Genomic DNA, 16,742 nt, shown 5'->3' with positions numbered 1-16,742 from the left:
AAAGGGGGCAAGCCAGCGGCGGGGAATAGCGAGGCGAAAGCCGCCCTCACTGCGTCGACTTCGGCTCCGTCTCCACCACCTTGACTGCGAACTTGCCGTCGAGGATGGCCTTCTCCCTGGCCCTCACCTTGGTCATCACATCGGCGGGAACCTTGCCTTCGAACGTGCCCAGCGGCGCCAGTTCGGCCCCCTTGAATTTCATCAGCGAGTAGGGACCGTAGTCCTCGCTCTTGAACTGGCCCGCCTTGACCTTGCCAAGCGCCGCGCCGACCGTGGGCTCCATATTCCACAGCGCCGAGGCCACTACCGTGGCGKGATATTGCGGCTGGGTGTTGATGACATTGCCGATTGCCAGCTTGCCCTTTTCCTTGGCGGCATCGGATACGCCGAAGCGTTCGGCGTAGAGCACGTCGGCACCCTTGTCGATCATGGCGAAAGCCGCCTCCTTGGCCTTGGGCGGATCGAACCAGGAACCGATGAAGCTGACGGTGAACCTGACCTTCGGATTCACCTCGCGCGCGCCTTCCATGAAGGCGTGCATCAGCCGGTTGACCTCGGGGATGGCATAGCCACCCACCATGCCGATGTGGTTGGTCTTGGTCATGCCGCCGGCAATCATGCCGGTGAGGTAGGAAGGCTCCTGGATGTAGTTGTCGAACACCGAGAAATTCGGCGCCTGCGGCTTGCCCGAGGAGCCCATCAGGAAGGCGGTCTTGGGATAGTCTTTGGCCACCTTGCGCGCCGCCGCCTCCACGGCGAAGGACTCACCCAGGATCAGCGCCGACCCCTGCTCGGCATACTGGCGCAGTACGCGCTCGTAGTCGGCATTGGACACGCTCTCCGAGAATACATAGTCGATCTCGCCGCGTGCCTTGGCCTCGTTGAGCGCCTTGTGAATCCGCGACAYCCATTGCTGTTCGACCGGCACGGTATACACCGCCGCCACCTTCAGCTTGGCTTGCGCCTGCGCGGGCGCGGCGCCGCCAAGGGCGGCCACGCTGGCGGCGGCCGCCGCGAATTTCAACCAGGTCCTGCGCTTACCCTCAAACCTCATGACGTTCTCCCCTTGTTGACGATAACTCCGTGGCCAGGCCGGCCGACTCCAGCCCGCATCCGCGCAGCAAAAGCCGCACAAGATGGTCAGTGGCCTGTTCGTAGTCGCGCTGGCCCAGGTGGCTCACCCCAAGCACGGCGCATACCTGCGACTCGAAATCGGCATAGGTCTGGGTGGCGGCCCAGATGGTGAAAAACAGGTGCTGCGGATCCACGCTGGCCATCTCGCCACGCGCGATCCACTCACGGATCACGCCGGCCTTGCGCGCCACCAGCGCGCGCAGCGCGCCGTTGAGCACATCGCGGATTTCCGGCGCACCGTGCAGCAGTTCATTGGCGAATACGCGCGAGGCGTCGGGATGGCTCGCAGACAACCGCATCTTGGCGCGGATGTACTGTTCAAGAGCTATCTGCGGGCTTTGCCCCGCGTCGATGATGTCGGTCTCGGACAGCCACAGTGCGAGCGTATGGGCCAGCACCGCCCGGTACAGCGCCTGCTTGGTGCGAAAGTAGTAATGCAGGTTGGATTTCGGCACGCCGGCGCGCGTGGCGATCTCGTTCATGGTGGCACCGGCAAACCCGGCCCGCGCGAACACATGCTCGGCCGCGTGCAGGATCAGCGCCTCGTTCTCCTGGCGGATACGGCCGCCCGCCGCCTCCCGCGGCAGCGGAAAGCATGGCGGCGGCGCCGTGGCCGGCGCTTCCATTACTTGGTGCCGTAGAGCCTGTCGCCGGCATCGCCCAGGCCGGGCACGATGTAGCCGTGCTCGTTGAGCTCCTCGTCGATGGCGGCGGTGACGATGGCCACGTCGGGGTGCGCTGCCTGCAGGGCACGCAGCCCCTGCCGCGACGCGATCAGGCACACATATTTGAGCGTGCTCACGCCGGCTTCCTTCAGGCGATTGAGCGCGGCAATGGCGGAGTTGCCGGTGGCCAGCATGGGGTCCACCACGATCACCAGCCGCTCGTGGATATCCTCCGGGATCTTGAAGTAGTACTCGATCGGCTCCAGCGTTTCGGGGTCGCGGTACAAGCCGATGTGCCCTACCCGCGCGGCCGGCAGCAACTCCAGCATGCCATCCAGGAAACCGTTGCCGGCGCGCAGTATCGATACCAGGCACAGCTTCTTGCCCGACAGCACCGGCGACTGCATGGGCGCGATCGGGGTCTTGATGGAGATCGTTTCCATCGCCAGGTCGCGGGTCGCTTCATAGGTCAGCAACTGGCTGATCTCGCGCACCAGCCGGCGGAAGTTATCCGTGGTGGTGTCTTCGCTGCGTACCAGCGTGACCTTGTGCTGCACGAGCGGATGGTCCACCACCAGCACGGACGGAGTGACGGGCGGTACGGCGGAGAGGTCGGTCATGATGCGCTCCTGGAGGGCGGTCGCGAAGAGGTCTTGCTGCGGCTCGGCGCGTGGCTGCGATATCGGTCAGAACACCGTGCCATCGCTATTGATGACGAACGGCGGCGGACCGCCGGGCCTGCGCTTGGCGGCAATGCGCCGTCCCGCGGCCCAGGTGCCGCCTTCCAGCACGCGGGCAAGCGGGAACGCCGCGGCCGACAGGCCAAGCGCCTCGCGCACCGACGCGGCCACAAGGTCCAGCCCCGTCACCGTAAGGGCACGCCACTCCACGATAACCGGCTCGTCGACGGTATGCGCCAAGGYTGCAAATCCGGGATCGCGCGGCACCATCAGTTCGAAATCGAACAGCAGGCCACCATTGCGGTATTCCGGCAAGCCCGTCAGCGCCTCCAGCCCGGTCACGGCCAGGCCGGCATCTTCGAGCGGCTCCAGCAGCGAGTACGTCAGCCACTGCGTCAGCTTGTGGAAAGGCACCAGCCCGTCGGTGCAGGCCGGATGTGGCCAGCAGTCCCCCAACGATATGCCACCGAGGCTGACGCGCCCCGGCCACACGGGCCCGAGCGCTACCAGCAGCGTGGTCAGCACGAAGCCGGCCTCGATCTGGCCGTCGACGGCATGTGCCTTGAGGTAGTCATACAGGTTGCCCAGACGCGCAGGCGTGCCGAACACGGCCGGCGTGGCCTGCGCCACTTCGCCCAACCGGCGCAGCAGGCCGGCACGGCCGTCCAGGCCAACCAGCCGATTGTGCTGTGCCACCTGGAAGGCGGTCGCGATGGAAGGCGCGTCGATCCGCATCAGCCGCTCGGCATCGGAGCGCAGCGGCTGGCCCGGCTGGGCGGAAAAACCACCGCGCGCGAACAAGTCGAAGCTGGCTACGCCAAGCCCCTCGGAACGGGTCAGCAGCAGGTCGCTGGCCGGATCGCGGTAGCGCCAGTCGGGGCCTGCGCCGGCGTCCAGCAATACGCTGGGAATCACCAGATCGATGCCGATGCGGGCGCGCTCCTCGCGGTCAGCCTCGCCGGAAAGCCCGCCGCGTTCGCACAGGATCTGCCAGCGGTCCAGCCTCTCGCCGGGACCGCCGCTTTCAAAGTGGCGCCAGCGGCTGTGGTACGGCACGTTCAGGTCCGGATAACGTTCCCGGATGGTGGTCGCCACATAATCGGCCACCGCCGGAATCCGTTCCGGGTGCCACGTGAACAGCTCTGACGCGCCTGCCGCCACATGGTCCGTCACGGCGGCGCATCGGGTGCGTACCGCCAGGCCGGTCAGCAGCGCCGCGGCCGGATGGCCCGCCGGCACGGGACTGGCCCATCCGCCGCGGCCATCCGCGTCATTCGTGAACGCACTGGGGGAGCCCTGCGGGCCGCCCGCTTCGGGTATCTCGTTCATTCGTCCAGTCCTCTACCCTTGGCCAGCGCGAGTTCCTCGGCACCGGGCGGGGTATAGCTCGTGAAATAGCCAGCCGCCACCTTGGCGTCGATTTCCACTCGGGCATCGGCCGGGATCAGTGCATCGGGAATCGCTACCTGTTCGACCACCTCGATACCCTGAGCGGTCAGCGCCCCGTGCTTCATATTACTCATCGAAGCCCAGCGATCGATACGCTTGATGCCAAGCCAGTGAAATACATCGGGCATGAGTTCCTGGAAGCGCATGTCCTGCACGCCGGCCACGCACTCCGTACGCGCGAAATACGTCTCGGCCCGGTCGCCGCCGACCTGGCGCTTGCGGGCGTTGTAGACCAGGAACTTCGTCACTTCGCCCAGTGCCCGGCCCTCCTTGCGGTTGTAGACCACCAGGCCCACCCCGCCCTGCTGCGCCATCTCGATGCAAACCTCGATGCCATGCGCCAGGTAGGGCCGGCAGGTACAGATATCGGAGCCGAACACGTCCGAGCCGTTGCACTCGTCGTGCACGCGGCAGGCCACCTTGGTCTCGGGCTTGCCCAGCTTGGCCACATCGCCGAAAAAGTACAGGGTCATGCCACCGATCGGCGGCAGGAACACCTTCAGGTCGGGCCGCGTCACCAGTTCGGGGAACATGCCGCCGGTCTGCTCGAACAGGCTGCGGCGCAGCATGCTCTCCTTGATCTCGAAGCGGCGCGCGAGCGCCGGCAGGTACCAGACCGGGTCGATCGCTGCCTTGGTGACACGTACGTCGCCATTGGCGTGCAGGATCTGGCCGTCAGGCGTGAGGCGGCCGGCTGCAATGGCTCCCGTCAGTTCCGGCATATTGATGTGTGCCCGCGTAATGGCGATCGTCGGCCGGATATCGATACCCGCCGCGATGCGGTCTGCAAAGGCAGTCGAGACCAGATGGCCCCAAGGATCCAGGGAGACGATCTTGTCCGGGTCGCTCCATTGCGGATGGGGCCCGACGATTTCCGCCGGAGAGGTATCGGTGAGATCGGCGCGATGATCCCGCTGCAACTTGCCGGAGGCCACCGCCAGCGCCCGATACACCGCATAGGCGCCGGAGTGGGTGCCAATGACATTGCGTTGGGCCGGATTGGTCACGCTGGCGATCACGGGTCCGCGCTCCGCCGCCGTGGCGGCCCCCCAGTGGATGGGTTCGGCCGGCTTGTCGCGGCGCGCGTGCGAAGTCAGGACAATATGGTCGGACATGGCAGCCTCGGAACAGGAATCCTGACCAAACGGTCAGGTTTGCAATTCCATAGTAGGCAACCTTCGTGCCATATCCCAATGCTAGTTTCTACCCTGTGTTGCATGCCGCACGATGGCGTGCCGCACCATCCGCGTGCGCGCGCCGCCCCGCTGGCCAGTTCATGGTGCACAGGCACCATGCAAAAGAAAAGCGGCACCCAGCCGCTGGGGCGGGGTGCCGCTAGGCTGTGATCGCGAGGGGTCAGGTCGACCGATGCTGCCCGCCCTGCTGCCGCTGGGCCGGTTCCGCGCGCGCCGGCCACAAGGCCATGCGCAATGCGCGTAGCGGGTCGGTACTCTCCACGTAACGGTGGAACACGGTGCCGGCAACGTTGCTCAACAGCCATGCCAGTATCATGCCCAGCGCATTGAGCAGCGGCCGATTCGGTGCAACGTGGAATACCACCGCGTTCACGACCAGGCACACCGGGAAATGCACCAGGAAGACCGAGTAGGAAATGCGCCCGAAAAATGCCAGGCTCGGGGCCTGCGGCCAGCGATCCAGCCACCCTCCGCGCCGCGCAACGGCCAGCAGCAGGGCGATGGATAGCGCCACGGCAATGCGCAGGCGGAAGTCCACGATCAGTGCCGCCAGCACCACTGCGCCCAGCACCAGCAACGCAACCGGCGAACGCTCCGGTGCGGAGGCCCAGAACGCCAGCGTGCCCATGCCATAGGCGCCGAAGAAGTAAATCGCCCAGATATCCCAGGCCGCATCCCGGTTAAACCAGAACAGCGAAGCCACGACCAGCCCCGCCACCACCAGCGGCCCGAGCGGGCTGCCGCCGACATCGAACCATTGCGCGCAGCGGCGCGCCGCCCACAGCGCAACAATCAGCAAGACGAACAGTTGCAGATCGATGGCCACGTACCAGACGCCGGCCGACAACGCGTCGAAGTCGAGCACGTTGTGCAACAGCAGCACATGCGCCAGGAACTGATGCAGGCCGGGGGCCGACGGAATGGAATCGTGATGCATCCAGGTGCGCGCAATGGCGGCACCGGCAATCGCAATCAGGATGGCCACGCTATAGGGCACCACCAGCTTCTGGTAGCGGCGCCAGATCGCCTGCAAGGGATGCGGCACCACCAGATGCCCGCCCGGCGCCAGGCTACGCGCCGCCAGGAAGCCGCTGATGACGAGAAAAGCCTGAACGGCGATACGCGCGTACTGCGAAAACCAGTCAAGGAGGTCGGGAGCCAGCACGTGCGCCGCATCGGACATGGGGCCGTAGAAGGCAAGATGGTGCAGCACGATCAGTTGGGAACTGATCGCCTTGAGAGCGTCAATGCACGCCATGCGCGAAGGACGGGGGCTCATTTGTTATAAGAATGCTACAAAGTACACAAGGGCCGGATTTTACTCCCAAGAAACACGATCGGTACCGAAACGGGCCAGGATGGAGCGTGACGATTTGTTTCAATGAGGCACAATCACCACATCTTTTCAACAAATAGATATCTTAACGTCACATTAATATGGTTTCGGCTTAGAAACCGTGGCCGATGCCTGCCGTCGCTCGCTCCTGCCAGCCTGTCCCGGCCAGGGCGTTCGGTGGACACGCCGCCTTGGCGGAATTTACGCTGCAACGCGGAAGCGGCTTCGGCCTGATTCAATTCGCGCTGCGCCGGCTAGCGGCGCGCCACCCGGCACGACAGCCAGAAAAGCACCGCCGCCGCCGCTAGCGAAACCCAGTAATCCGTCGGCGCGCCGGCCCACCAGTGAATATGCCAGGGCACGAAATCCGGTGAGAAGCGCGCCAGCCCGAACGCCGGGTTCAGCACGAACCACAGGAAGTCCTCGGCGATCCAGAACAGCATGATGCAGGCGATCACGCGCGCTTCGGCTCGCCAGTTCCAGCGTCCACCGTAGACCAGCGGGAAATGGAAGAACAGTGCCACGCAAGGGAACACCCACGCGTGATAACCGGTCATCGGGCGGCCGCCCCAGAAGATCTCCAGCAGCCAGTGATGTTCGACGCGCCAGGTGGGCAGGTTTGCCGCCCAGCCCGCGGCGCCTTCGATCTGGATCTCCACATTGGCGAAGAAATACGCCAATAGCAGCGTCCAGGCAACGGTAAGCATCAGCACCAGTGGATGCCGCGACGGACAGGACTGCGCGCGCTGGTGCGAAGCCGAGAGATTTAGGGCGCGCATCTCAGCGTCCCGCCTGCGCCACACCCGCAGCCTGCCCGGTCAGTTGGCCGCACCGTTCCAGGTGCCCCAGCACGGTTCCCAGCACGCGGCGCGCCGCCGCCGGTTGCCCCAGCGCGCGGGCGCGCACGCGCATCTGATCGAGCCGCGCCGGCTCCGCCAGCAATAGCCGGACACGATATTCGAGCGACACGAGATCGACTGCCTTGAGCGCAGCGCCCTGCTCCAGCAGGTAATCGGCGTTGCGCTCCTCCTGGCCGGGGATGGGCGCATTGACCACCATCGGCACACCCATCGCCAGGCATTCGGATGTGGTCAGGCCACCGGGCTTGGTGATGACCAGGTCGGAGCACGCCATCAGGCGCTCCACTTCGTTGGTGAAGCCAAAGGGGAAGAGCCGGGAGGTATGCGCGCAAGCCAGTGTCTTGAGCCGCGCCAGCGCCGTCTCATTGCGCCCGGCGAGCACGATCAGCTGGAAATCGTGATCGAGCCGTATCAGTGCATCGGCCACTTCGTCAAGGCCTCCCAGCCCTGCCCCGCCCCCCATCAGCATGATCGTGCGCCGGGCCGCATCGAGCCCGAAGTGCCGCGCGCAAGCCTGGCGATCCTGCGGGTGGGAAAAAGCCGGCACCACCGGGATGCCGGTGGTATGGATGCGGCCGGCCTCGATGCGATTGGCCCGCATGCGAAAGGCGATTTCCTCGCTGGCGGCGAAATAGCCCGTCATATTGGGAATCACCCACATGCCGTGCAGATCGAAATCGGTCACCTGCACCCACACCGGCACCGCCAGCCGCAGCCGGCGTACCTCATGCATCAGGATCTCCGCGGGCAGGAAATGCGTGCAGACGATGGCATCCGGCGCAAATTCATCGATCGCGCGGCGAAGCGCGCGCGTGCTCAGTCGCTCGGCGGCGCGCCGCAGCTTCTGCATCGGCGCGGCCGGGTCGGCCTCGGAGGTTCTCTGGTACAGCATGCCCCACAAGGCCGGATAGCTATTGACCAGCTTGATGTAGAAATCGGTGTAGAGCTTGCGGAAGGTCGCCGGGACGTACTCCATGACATCGAGGTGCAACGTCTGCACGCCCGGAAATTCGGCTTCGGCGGTGAGGCGAAGCGCTTCGGCGGCGCGCATGTGGCCGGCGCCGGCGGAAACGCTGAGGAACAGGATCTTCTGCTGCGACATGGCGATTGGGGTTTCCAGGAAATATCCGGGCTGGCCGGGAATGCCAGGCTTGCGCCCGCAGTGGGATCACTTCATGACAAAGGACTTGATCAGGGTCAGTTCGCCGGCCTTGCGCATTGGCACGAGGAACACCTGCTGCTTTTCGTTGGGGGTGTTCTCATCGGTGATCAACGCGACTTGCGCCACGGTGATGGCCTCCGGGCCGGCGCCGCTGCCGTAGTAGTTGACGTAGACCAGATAGGTGCCGGGCGGCGGCGCGGCGATGGAATAGATCTCGGGCCCGTAACCTGTGGTGACATCGACGTCGAGCGCGCCGCCATTGGTGGCCACGCGATTTGCATAGAACGTGTGCTGGCCATCAGGCGCCACCACGTGCAGGTCCAGGTCGGTCTGATCGCTATCCCAGGACAGCACCACGCGCAGACGCGGGCGTGTCTTGCCCTGGTAGCCGTCGTAGAACTGCACGCGCTTGCTGGCGCCCTGCGCGCTGCGGATTTCCACGCTGTTGCTGCCACCGGAGAAGGCATACGGCCGCGAAAAGCGGCCATCTTCCTCGACCCGTTGCGGCATGGCCACGCCGTTGACCACCAGGGTAGCAACCGGCGCGCCGGTGCGGCGCTCGCGCCCGCCCGGCGACGGGCTCGTGGCCTCGCCCTCAGGCTTCGGCGCTGAACGGATACGCCCGGCGATCATCGCGCTGGCGGCCTGTCCCGCCCGCGTGGAAACCGCCACCGCGGGGTAGTGGACTTCCTGCGTATAGGCCGAGGCCGCGGTGTCTCCGGCGGAGTTGCGCCAGCCGTTGCGCGGCGTGGTGAACTCGATGGCATCGTCCGCGCGCGCGGCCCCCGCCAGCAGCAGCGCCGGCAGGGTCAGGCTGAAAATGGCTAACTTCGGCAAACGCTGCATATCCATGCTTCCTTACTGACGTTCTTTGCGGCTGTTTTTCCGCATTTACTGACCGCGTGCCCGCTACTGCTCAGAACCGCACCGATTTCATCAGCGCCAGCTCGCCCAGCTTGCGCAGCGGCACCACGAGCGTCTCACGCTTTTCGTTGAGCGTGTTCTCGTTGTAGATCAGCGTGAGCTTGGCGGTGATCAGGTCGCGCTCGTTCGCGCCTTTCTCGAAGTTGTAGCCGGCGGCGTTGAAATTGCCCCAGTAGTTCACATAGAACAACCACACGCCAGGACGCGGCGCCGCGCTCGAAAATATCTCCGGTCCCGCGCCGTCCACACTGTCCACGTCCAGCCCGCCCCCCTCCGGCAACAGCGGGCTGGCAAAGAATGCATGGCCGCCATCCGGCGAAATCACATGCAGGTCGACCTCGGCCTTGGGATCGTCCCAGGTCAGCACGGCGCGCAGCTTGGCCTGGGTCTTGGTGGCATCGGCCTCGTAGAACTGCAAGCGCTGGCGCGAAGCGCCGTCGGCGGACACGATTTCCACGCTGTTGGAGCCGCGGCCGAAGGCCCAGGGCCGCGCGAAGCGCCCCTGCTCGTCGGTATATAGCGGCATGGCGGTCCCGTTGACGACCAGGGTGGGCGGCTTGCGGTCGGCCTTGCCGACTTTGCGCAGGCGCCCCTCGATCAGGGTGCGGTACTTTTGCGCGCCCCGGTCCACCGGCGGCTTGGGATAGGCGGCGGTGTAGCGTTCGAGTTCGCTGGACAGGCCACCGTGGCGCCAGCCGCCGACCGGACCTTCGAGATCGGCGACCGGCTCGGCCGCCACGGCCAGCGGTGCTGCGGCACAGGCCAGGGCCAGCGCGCCACAGCGCCAGTTGCGGATGCGTTTGCGGGTGGGTTTCATCATGGATTCTGCGTACGTACCAACTTGCGCGCCAGGGCTTCGACAAAGCCTTCGTCCTGCCCGCGAGGGTGGCGGGCGAACGCAAGGTGGAGATATTCGTGGGCCAGCGCAACACGATCGTCCTCACTGGCAAGCCGGTGGACATAGAGACGGTTACGGCGGGCATCGGCATAAGGGCGCCCTTCGCGGACTTCGCACACGGCAGGCAGCGGCGGGGTTTCGTAGCCCGGCTCCGCCGCGAGCCGGCGCTCCCACTGGGGCGCGCGCTGGGCCAACCATTGCCGCGCATTGGCCACCGCCAGGCAATCTCCGGCCACCGGGCTCTGGAACGAGGTCAGCGTGGCCTGTGGCCACCAGCGTGCCAGGATGGCGTCGAATGCCTGGCCCTGCCCGGCAGCGCGCCGGGCCTCCAGCCAGGCCATGCGCCCCGGGCCGCCCGCATCATGGTGGTAGCGCACCGCGACGCCGGACAGCACCAGCGCATCGGTCAGGTCGGCGGCGGCGCGCGCCGCCGCGGTGGGCGCGCGCGGCAGCACGCGCTGGGTGCGGCTGCTGTCGGCGATATGGAAGCAGCCTTGCTCGCGCGTGGCCTGCTGGATCAGGTAGCTGCGCGCGGCCACCGCCAGCGCGCGGGCGGCCTCGGGCTCGGTGGTGTCGCCCTCGCGCTCGACCACCCGCGCCACATAGTCGTTGAGCCCGAAGCGGCCCAGCACGCGCGGTGCGGCACCAGGCGTGCGCATCAGCGTCAGCTCGCCCCGGCTTTCGACGCRCAGGCTGTTGCCGTTGGTGAATTCGGCGCGGAAGGTGCCGTTGAGCGGGCCATCCGGCGGGGCCTGCCGCTTTGCCCCGGCGCCAACGGCTTGCAGATCGCGCAGCGGATAACGCTCGAACATGTCGACCAGCACGCAAGCGCCGTCATCGGGCACCGGCACGGATGCCAGCAGCGGCTGCAGGCGAGGCGCGGCACGGCGCAGCACGTTGGCGCTGGCGCCGGAGCCGCCCAGCCAGACCGGGCTGCCATCGGCCAGCCAGCCAGCGGCACCGCCGATGGACGCGCCCGGCCGCGCGGGATCGGGCATGGTCCAGGTCTTGGCGCGCAGCAGGCTGCCATAGGTGGCCAGCGTGCCTTCCCCGCGTCCCACGGTCAGCACGGAGACCAGGGTGGCGGCGGCGGCCTGCTGCGCGGCCGGCGGGACCGCATGCAGCCCGGCCAGCAGATCGGCCACGGTCACCTTGCGCTCGGGCTGCATCGCCTGCATGTCCTGCAGCCATGCCGGCGCACCGGCCTCCTTCCAGAAACGGCGCCAGTCAGTACCGGACAAACCCAGCCGGCGTGGTTCGAAATAGCGTCCGCAGGACTGGATCAGCGCGCGTTCGCGATCGATGCTCTGCCCGGGCGTGCAGCAGTAAGCCTCCTCCGGATCGCCGCCGCGGCAGATGTAATCGTCCGAAGGCTTGTCGCGGCCCACCAGGTAGCTGTAAACGAACAGCTTCCACACGCTGCCCAGCGGCGCCTGCAAGCTCGCGGACAGCGGCGCGGGCGCTGCTGCGGCGTTGCCGTCGAGATGGAACAACTGGGCCTCGGCGCCGGCGAGGCGCGCGAAACGCAGGGGCTCGCCCGCGCCGGGGCGGGCGGATGCCAGCGCTGCGGCCAGCGCTGTCCCGGCGCACGCCGCGCCCAGCGCGACGAGTGCCGCCACGCGCCACCCCCGGCGGCACGCCGCATAAGCAGCCCGGGCCATCGCCTTGCGCACCGCCCCGCTCATGCCGGCCTCACTCCACCGTCAGGGGGAAGCCGGCCGTCTTGCCGTCGCCTTGCAGGGCCTTGGCATCCGGCTGGTACATGCGGAAATAGCGCACCGGCGGCAGGTTGAACTTGCCCGGCAGCGAGAAGCGCACCAACTGGCGCAGCACCACCGGGCGCTCGAGCGAGACCACCGGCTGGTGATAGGACAGCATGCCCATCTCGTAGGTGACCGCGCGCTGGAACGGCTGCAGGCCCGTGGCCTTGTTGTCCGGATCCGGCAGCCCCTCGATGCGCAGGCCCCAGGTCGTGCCTTCGACCTCGCCGCCCGGCGGCAGCGGCGCCTCTACCAGGCCGTAGCGGAACGTGCCCTGGCGCGGGCTCAGCACGATCTCATCGACATAGAGCGTATTGCTGTCGAGTTTGTAGCCCGGCTTGACCGGCTTGGCCGAGAACGCCAGGCCAGCCGTACCCGCGGCGGCTGCCTCGGCTTGCTTGCCCTCTTTCGCGGCGCCATCGCTGGTGGGTACCAGGCGATAGAGCTTGCGTTCGATGCCGACAGGCAAGCGCGAGGCCTCCTGGGCACGGCTGCGGTAGGACAGCACCGCATTCGTATTGAACGATTGCGACGCCGCTTCCATGTTCTGCGGCACGGTGAGGGCCAGCGTCTCGGGCAGTTGCGGCCCGTTCCAGCGCCATTCCGGCAGGCCTAGCTGGCTACGCGCGGCCTTCCAGTTGCCCTGCGGCACGCGCAGCGCGGGATCGCCTTCGCCGGCCAGGCCACGGCCCAGGCCGCCGCCAAGGGCCTTGTTGAGCCAGACCAGCGTCACCGCCCGGTCGATGGTGGGCGAGGCGGCGCCCGCGCGCGCCAGCAGCGCCTGCACGTCGGAGGTGGCTGCGCCCTTGCCGGCCATCAGAAGCAGGCTCTGCACCAGCGGCGACGGGTCGTTAGCCAGTGCCTGGCGCGCGGCGTCCGCGGCGCCGGCGAGGCCTTCCGGCATCGGCTGGCCGATCTGCCTGTAAAGCTGCGCCGCCAGCACCGCCGCCACACGGCGGCCTTGCAGCGAATCCGGCGCGGCGAACACCAGGCTTTCGCCCGCCGCGGCACCGGGCACATCGGCACCGGGACGCGCCAGCTCACCGGCCAAACCGCCGAGCTGCGTGGCGACCGGCAGGCCCATCTCGTTGATGAACCAGAGGGCTAGCGTGCGATGCAGCAGCGGCTCCTTCATGGCCTGCTTGTAGGCTTCCAGCGTGCGCTTCCAGTGATCGGGCGGCAGGCTGATGCCCACGGCACGCGTTGCCAGCCAGTCGGCGTAGTAGGCATAGGCCGTCAGCAGCCCGCTATTGCCCACCGTATCGCCCCACCAGCCAAACTGGCCATTGACGCCGGCCAGCAGCGCCAGGCGCTGGCGCTGGGTGCGCAGCAGCGCGTCGATGCCCTGCGTGCCGCCGCCGGTGTCGGCACCAGTGGCCGCAAGGCTGCGCTGCGCCAAAGCCAGCGGGATCAGCCGGCTGGCCGTCTGCTCGGTGCAGCCGTAGGGATAGGCCAGCAGATCGTCGGCCACGCGGGCGAACTGGCTGGCGGCGCCATCCACGAAGCGCAGGCGCACATCCTGCGCATCCGCCGGCAGCTTGAACGCGGCGTTGGCGCCGGCCAGCGGCAACGTCAGCTCTCGCTGCGAGAGCCAGCCAGTGGGCTCGACCGTGAGCGTCGTCTGCAAGCGATCCACCGTCTTGCCCTGCACCTTGATCTCGGCATTGACCACGCCGCTCTGCAAGGCGCTTTGCGAGACCGGCAGGCGCACGTAGTTGGCGCCACGCTTGAGCGCCACGCTCTGGTTGACGTTCAGGCCGGCGCCGATCACCACGAGATCCGCCGCCACTTCCTGCTMGCCCTGGTTGAAGGCCACCATGTCGATGCGCGGGGCGTCCTCGGCACGGTAGCGCTGCGGCCCGGTCCACTTCAGATACAGGCCCTTGTCGGAACGGATGCTGGCGGTGCGCTGCCCGACCATGCCATCGCCCGACATGGCACGCACCGTGACGCGCCAGCGGGTCAGCGAATCGGGCATGGTGAAGCTCATGCGCGTCCGCCCGTCGGCGCCGGTACGCAGGTTGGCCTCCCACGCAGCAGTGTCCTTCTCATCGCGGCGCGGGCGTTCCAGCACCTTCACGCCGCGCTCGTTGTAGCGGCCCCGCTCCGGCCCGCCAGCACCCGGCTGGGCCGAGACGGCAAGGTCGTAGCCGATGAAATTCAGGCTGGACGTGGTGCGCACGCTGTTGCGGCGTGGATGGTAGAAAAAGTCGACAATGCTCGGCGCGATCTCCGGCTGCAGCACATAGACCATCTCGTCGACCACGCTGACGGTGAGATTGGCCGGCACGGGCTTGCCGTTAAAGGCGCTCGTCAGGTCCAGCGTGACTGTGTCGCCAGGGGCATAGACAGGCTTTTCGCTCCTGACCGTCAGTTCGATGGTCGGCTGCACCACGGCAATGCCGGCGTTCTGGAACACATAATCGCCGTCCTTCACGTACAGCACCGAGAACGTCATGTTGGGGCTGAAATCGTTGCCCACCTTGATGCGTGCGCGCCACTGCCTGTCGGTGACCTTCTCCAGCGAGAGCCAGTCGCCGCCCATGGAAAGCAGGCCGCGCCGCTCCACCCGGTCGCGCTCCAGCGTCAGCAAGGCGTCATCCACGGCGAGCGGGAACGTCACCAGCGCCTCGGCGGTGTCGCCGATGCGGTAGCGGTCGCGATCGAACACGATCTCGATATTGCCCGGCACGGTCTGCAGGCCCTCGCCCGCCACCCAGTGGCTGGCGGCGGCCAGCAGATTGCCGGCGCCATCCTTGACGGAGAGCGTGTACGACCCCGGCTGCTCGAACTTGACCGGGAACGCCAGTGCACCGTTTGCGGCGGCGCCGAGCGCGCCTTCGCTGCGGGTGCGCGACTCGAGCCGCACCAGCTCCCATTTGGCGGGGGCCTGCGCCGGTGCCTGACCGGTAGCCGCGAGCGCCTGCAACTGGAAGGTCACGCTCTGGCCGGGGTTGGTGAAATTGGCGGGCGCGGTCAGCTTGTACGGCGTGGCGCCGCGCGCGATCAGCAGTTCGCGCGTGACCTTGACCCGATAGGCCGCACCGTCGTTGGCAAACACCGTGACCACATAACGGCTCGGATCCTTGGCCGCGGGCAGGGTCAGCGCGGCATTGCCGCTGCCGTCGGTGGTCAGTTCCTGTTGCTCCAGCTTGACCGGGAACAGGCCGGCATACTGCAGCTCGCCCTCCACCATCGTCACCTGCTGCGCGCGCAGGCTGACAGACAGCCTGGCATCCTTGACGGGCTTGCCGTCCGGATAGCGCAACTGGATCTTGCCCTTGACCGCCTCGCCAGTTGCGTAGTCGGCCTTGTCCAGTGCGAGATTGACGTCGAAATGCGGCTTGATGTATTCCGCCACGCGGAAAGCGCCGCCGTAGGTATTGCCGCCGTAGTCGAAGCGCAGCGTATAGCCGCCGGCTAGTGCATTGGCCGGCAGCGTGAAGCGCGCATCGGCGCCATTGTCGGCCGCCAGCGCGGTACCGACCGAAGCCAGTGGCGCGCCATTGGGGTCCAGGACCTCCAGCTTGATATCACCCGCCGCGGCCGGCCCCGATTCGGTGGCGTTGCGGAAATTGCGGCCGATGAACTTGACCCGGACCTCGTCGCCGGGGCGGTATAGCGGCCGGTCGGTGAAGGCGTACAGCTTGGTGTTGAAGATCTCGCTGTCGTAGTAGAAGTTTTCCGAGATAAAGGCACCGCCGGCCGGGTCCACGCCCAGCAGGTAGCTGCGTTCCGGGCTGGTATGGGCCAGTTCCGCCGCACCGTCGGCGCCGGTGGTCGCGCTCTGCAGCACGCCCAGGCCATCGGTCCAGGACAGGCTGGCGCCGGCAACGGGACGCCCGCTCTTGCGGTGCGCGGCCCAGACCAGCATGCCGTTGCCCGTGCTCTTGGTAATGGCCACGGTGTCGGAGACGAACAGCAGCGTATGGGCACGGTAAGTGCCGATAATGGCTTCGACGATATACAGGCCCGGTTTGAGTTTGCCCAGCGGCACCATGACATTGCCGACGTCGCGCGGCAGGAATTCGCTGCTGCTGCCTTCGAGCTTGACGTCCTTCGGCGGCTGGATCTCCCTGGCATCCCAGATCGGGTAGCGGAAACGCTCGACCACGTCATAGCCCTTGAGCGGCTCATACTGCGGATTGTTCTCGAAGCGGGTGGGCTGGGAGATCTGGTCGCCCATGCTGAACTGCGGGGATTCCTCCACCGCCTTGCTGCGGGTGGCGAACGACAGCACGCGCTGCCATGCGCGGCGCGCCTGCTTGTACCARCTATCCCAGAGGTAGGACAGGGTATTGGCCAGCCCTTCTCCACGGTAATTCGCCTTGACGTCGATGCGGTGGAGGTTCTTTTGCGCCTTCAGGAAGGCAATCGGGTCCGCGACCCGGTACACCAGGACATCGGCGCCACCGTAGCGTTGCAGCTCACTCTTGTATTCGCGCCCCGGCGCTTCCAGCCGTACCTGCGCGGTCTGGTCACTGCCGAAACTGGCGTCCGACAGCAGGAAGAACGGCTGCCCCTGGAAGGCACTGTAGCCGCTGGACGGCACCGTATCGAGCGTGACGCCGGGCTGCCCGGCGGCGGCGGCCGCGTGGGCGCAGGCCAGCAGGGCAAGCGCCAGCAGCATGCGGGCAATCACGGAATTCAGGAACGCGCTCGCGCGCATCATGACGAC

The 16,742-nt window shown here is 67.0% G+C and carries 12 protein-coding genes; all 12 read right to left on the bottom strand.

From position 1 onward, the window contains the following. Positions 1-46: 46 nt before the first annotated feature. Positions 47-1,054: a BMP family protein gene (locus tag AC1DT6_RS23310; protein ID WP_477114933.1), complete on the bottom strand. Its 1,008-nt coding sequence runs from the start codon at positions 1,052-1,054 to the stop codon at positions 47-49. Beyond that, positions 1,044-1,760, bottom strand: coding sequence for a TetR/AcrR family transcriptional regulator (locus AC1DT6_RS23305; protein WP_441634595.1), 717 nt, complete (start codon positions 1,758-1,760; stop codon positions 1,044-1,046). The genes AC1DT6_RS23310 and AC1DT6_RS23305 overlap by 11 nt, the downstream gene beginning before the upstream one ends. Next, positions 1,760-2,419, bottom strand: coding sequence for a uracil phosphoribosyltransferase (gene upp / locus AC1DT6_RS23300; RefSeq protein WP_035862882.1), 660 nt, complete (start codon positions 2,417-2,419; stop codon positions 1,760-1,762). Before upp ends, AC1DT6_RS23305 begins: the two co-directional genes overlap by 1 nt. Before the next feature lie 66 nt (positions 2,420-2,485). Next, on the bottom strand, positions 2,486-3,808 hold the full coding sequence (locus AC1DT6_RS23295; RefSeq protein ID WP_477114932.1) for a URC4/urg3 family protein: 1,323 nt from the start codon (positions 3,806-3,808) through the stop codon (positions 2,486-2,488). Then, positions 3,805-5,043, bottom strand: a complete 1,239-nt coding sequence (locus AC1DT6_RS23290) for a GTP cyclohydrolase II (protein ID WP_441634591.1) — start codon at positions 5,041-5,043, stop codon at positions 3,805-3,807. Before AC1DT6_RS23290 ends, AC1DT6_RS23295 begins: the two co-directional genes overlap by 4 nt. A 241-nt stretch (positions 5,044-5,284) precedes the next feature. After that, positions 5,285-6,403: an acyltransferase family protein gene (locus tag AC1DT6_RS23285; RefSeq protein ID WP_441634589.1), complete on the bottom strand. Its 1,119-nt coding sequence runs from the start codon at positions 6,401-6,403 to the stop codon at positions 5,285-5,287. Between the two features lie 311 nt (positions 6,404-6,714). Beyond that, the gene (locus tag AC1DT6_RS23280; RefSeq protein ID WP_441634587.1) at positions 6,715-7,239 is read right to left on the bottom strand and encodes a hypothetical protein; all 525 of its coding nucleotides are present in this window, start codon (positions 7,237-7,239) and stop codon (positions 6,715-6,717) included. 1 nt (position 7,240) lies between these two features. Further along, the gene (locus AC1DT6_RS23275; RefSeq protein ID WP_441634585.1) at positions 7,241-8,422 is read right to left on the bottom strand and encodes an MGDG synthase family glycosyltransferase; all 1,182 of its coding nucleotides are present in this window, start codon (positions 8,420-8,422) and stop codon (positions 7,241-7,243) included. A gap of 66 nt (positions 8,423-8,488) precedes the next feature. Beyond that, positions 8,489-9,328 (bottom strand): YfaP family protein, encoded by an 840-nt coding sequence (locus tag AC1DT6_RS23270; protein WP_441634583.1) that lies wholly within the window; start codon positions 9,326-9,328, stop codon positions 8,489-8,491. Between the two features lie 70 nt (positions 9,329-9,398). After that, on the bottom strand, positions 9,399-10,226 hold the full coding sequence (locus tag AC1DT6_RS23265; RefSeq protein WP_430869796.1) for a YfaP family protein: 828 nt from the start codon (positions 10,224-10,226) through the stop codon (positions 9,399-9,401). Beyond that, positions 10,223-11,989 (bottom strand): DUF2300 domain-containing protein, encoded by a 1,767-nt coding sequence (locus AC1DT6_RS23260; protein WP_477114931.1) that lies wholly within the window; start codon positions 11,987-11,989, stop codon positions 10,223-10,225. Before AC1DT6_RS23260 ends, AC1DT6_RS23265 begins: the two co-directional genes overlap by 4 nt. Positions 11,990-11,996: 7 nt before the next feature. After that, positions 11,997-16,736 (bottom strand): alpha-2-macroglobulin family protein, encoded by a 4,740-nt coding sequence (locus AC1DT6_RS23255; protein WP_477114938.1) that lies wholly within the window; start codon positions 16,734-16,736, stop codon positions 11,997-11,999. Positions 16,737-16,742: the final 6 nt, after the last annotated feature.

This window comes from Cupriavidus sp. 01L45, assembly GCF_056399885.1.
This window is presented reverse-complemented; position numbering and strand designations above follow the sequence as displayed.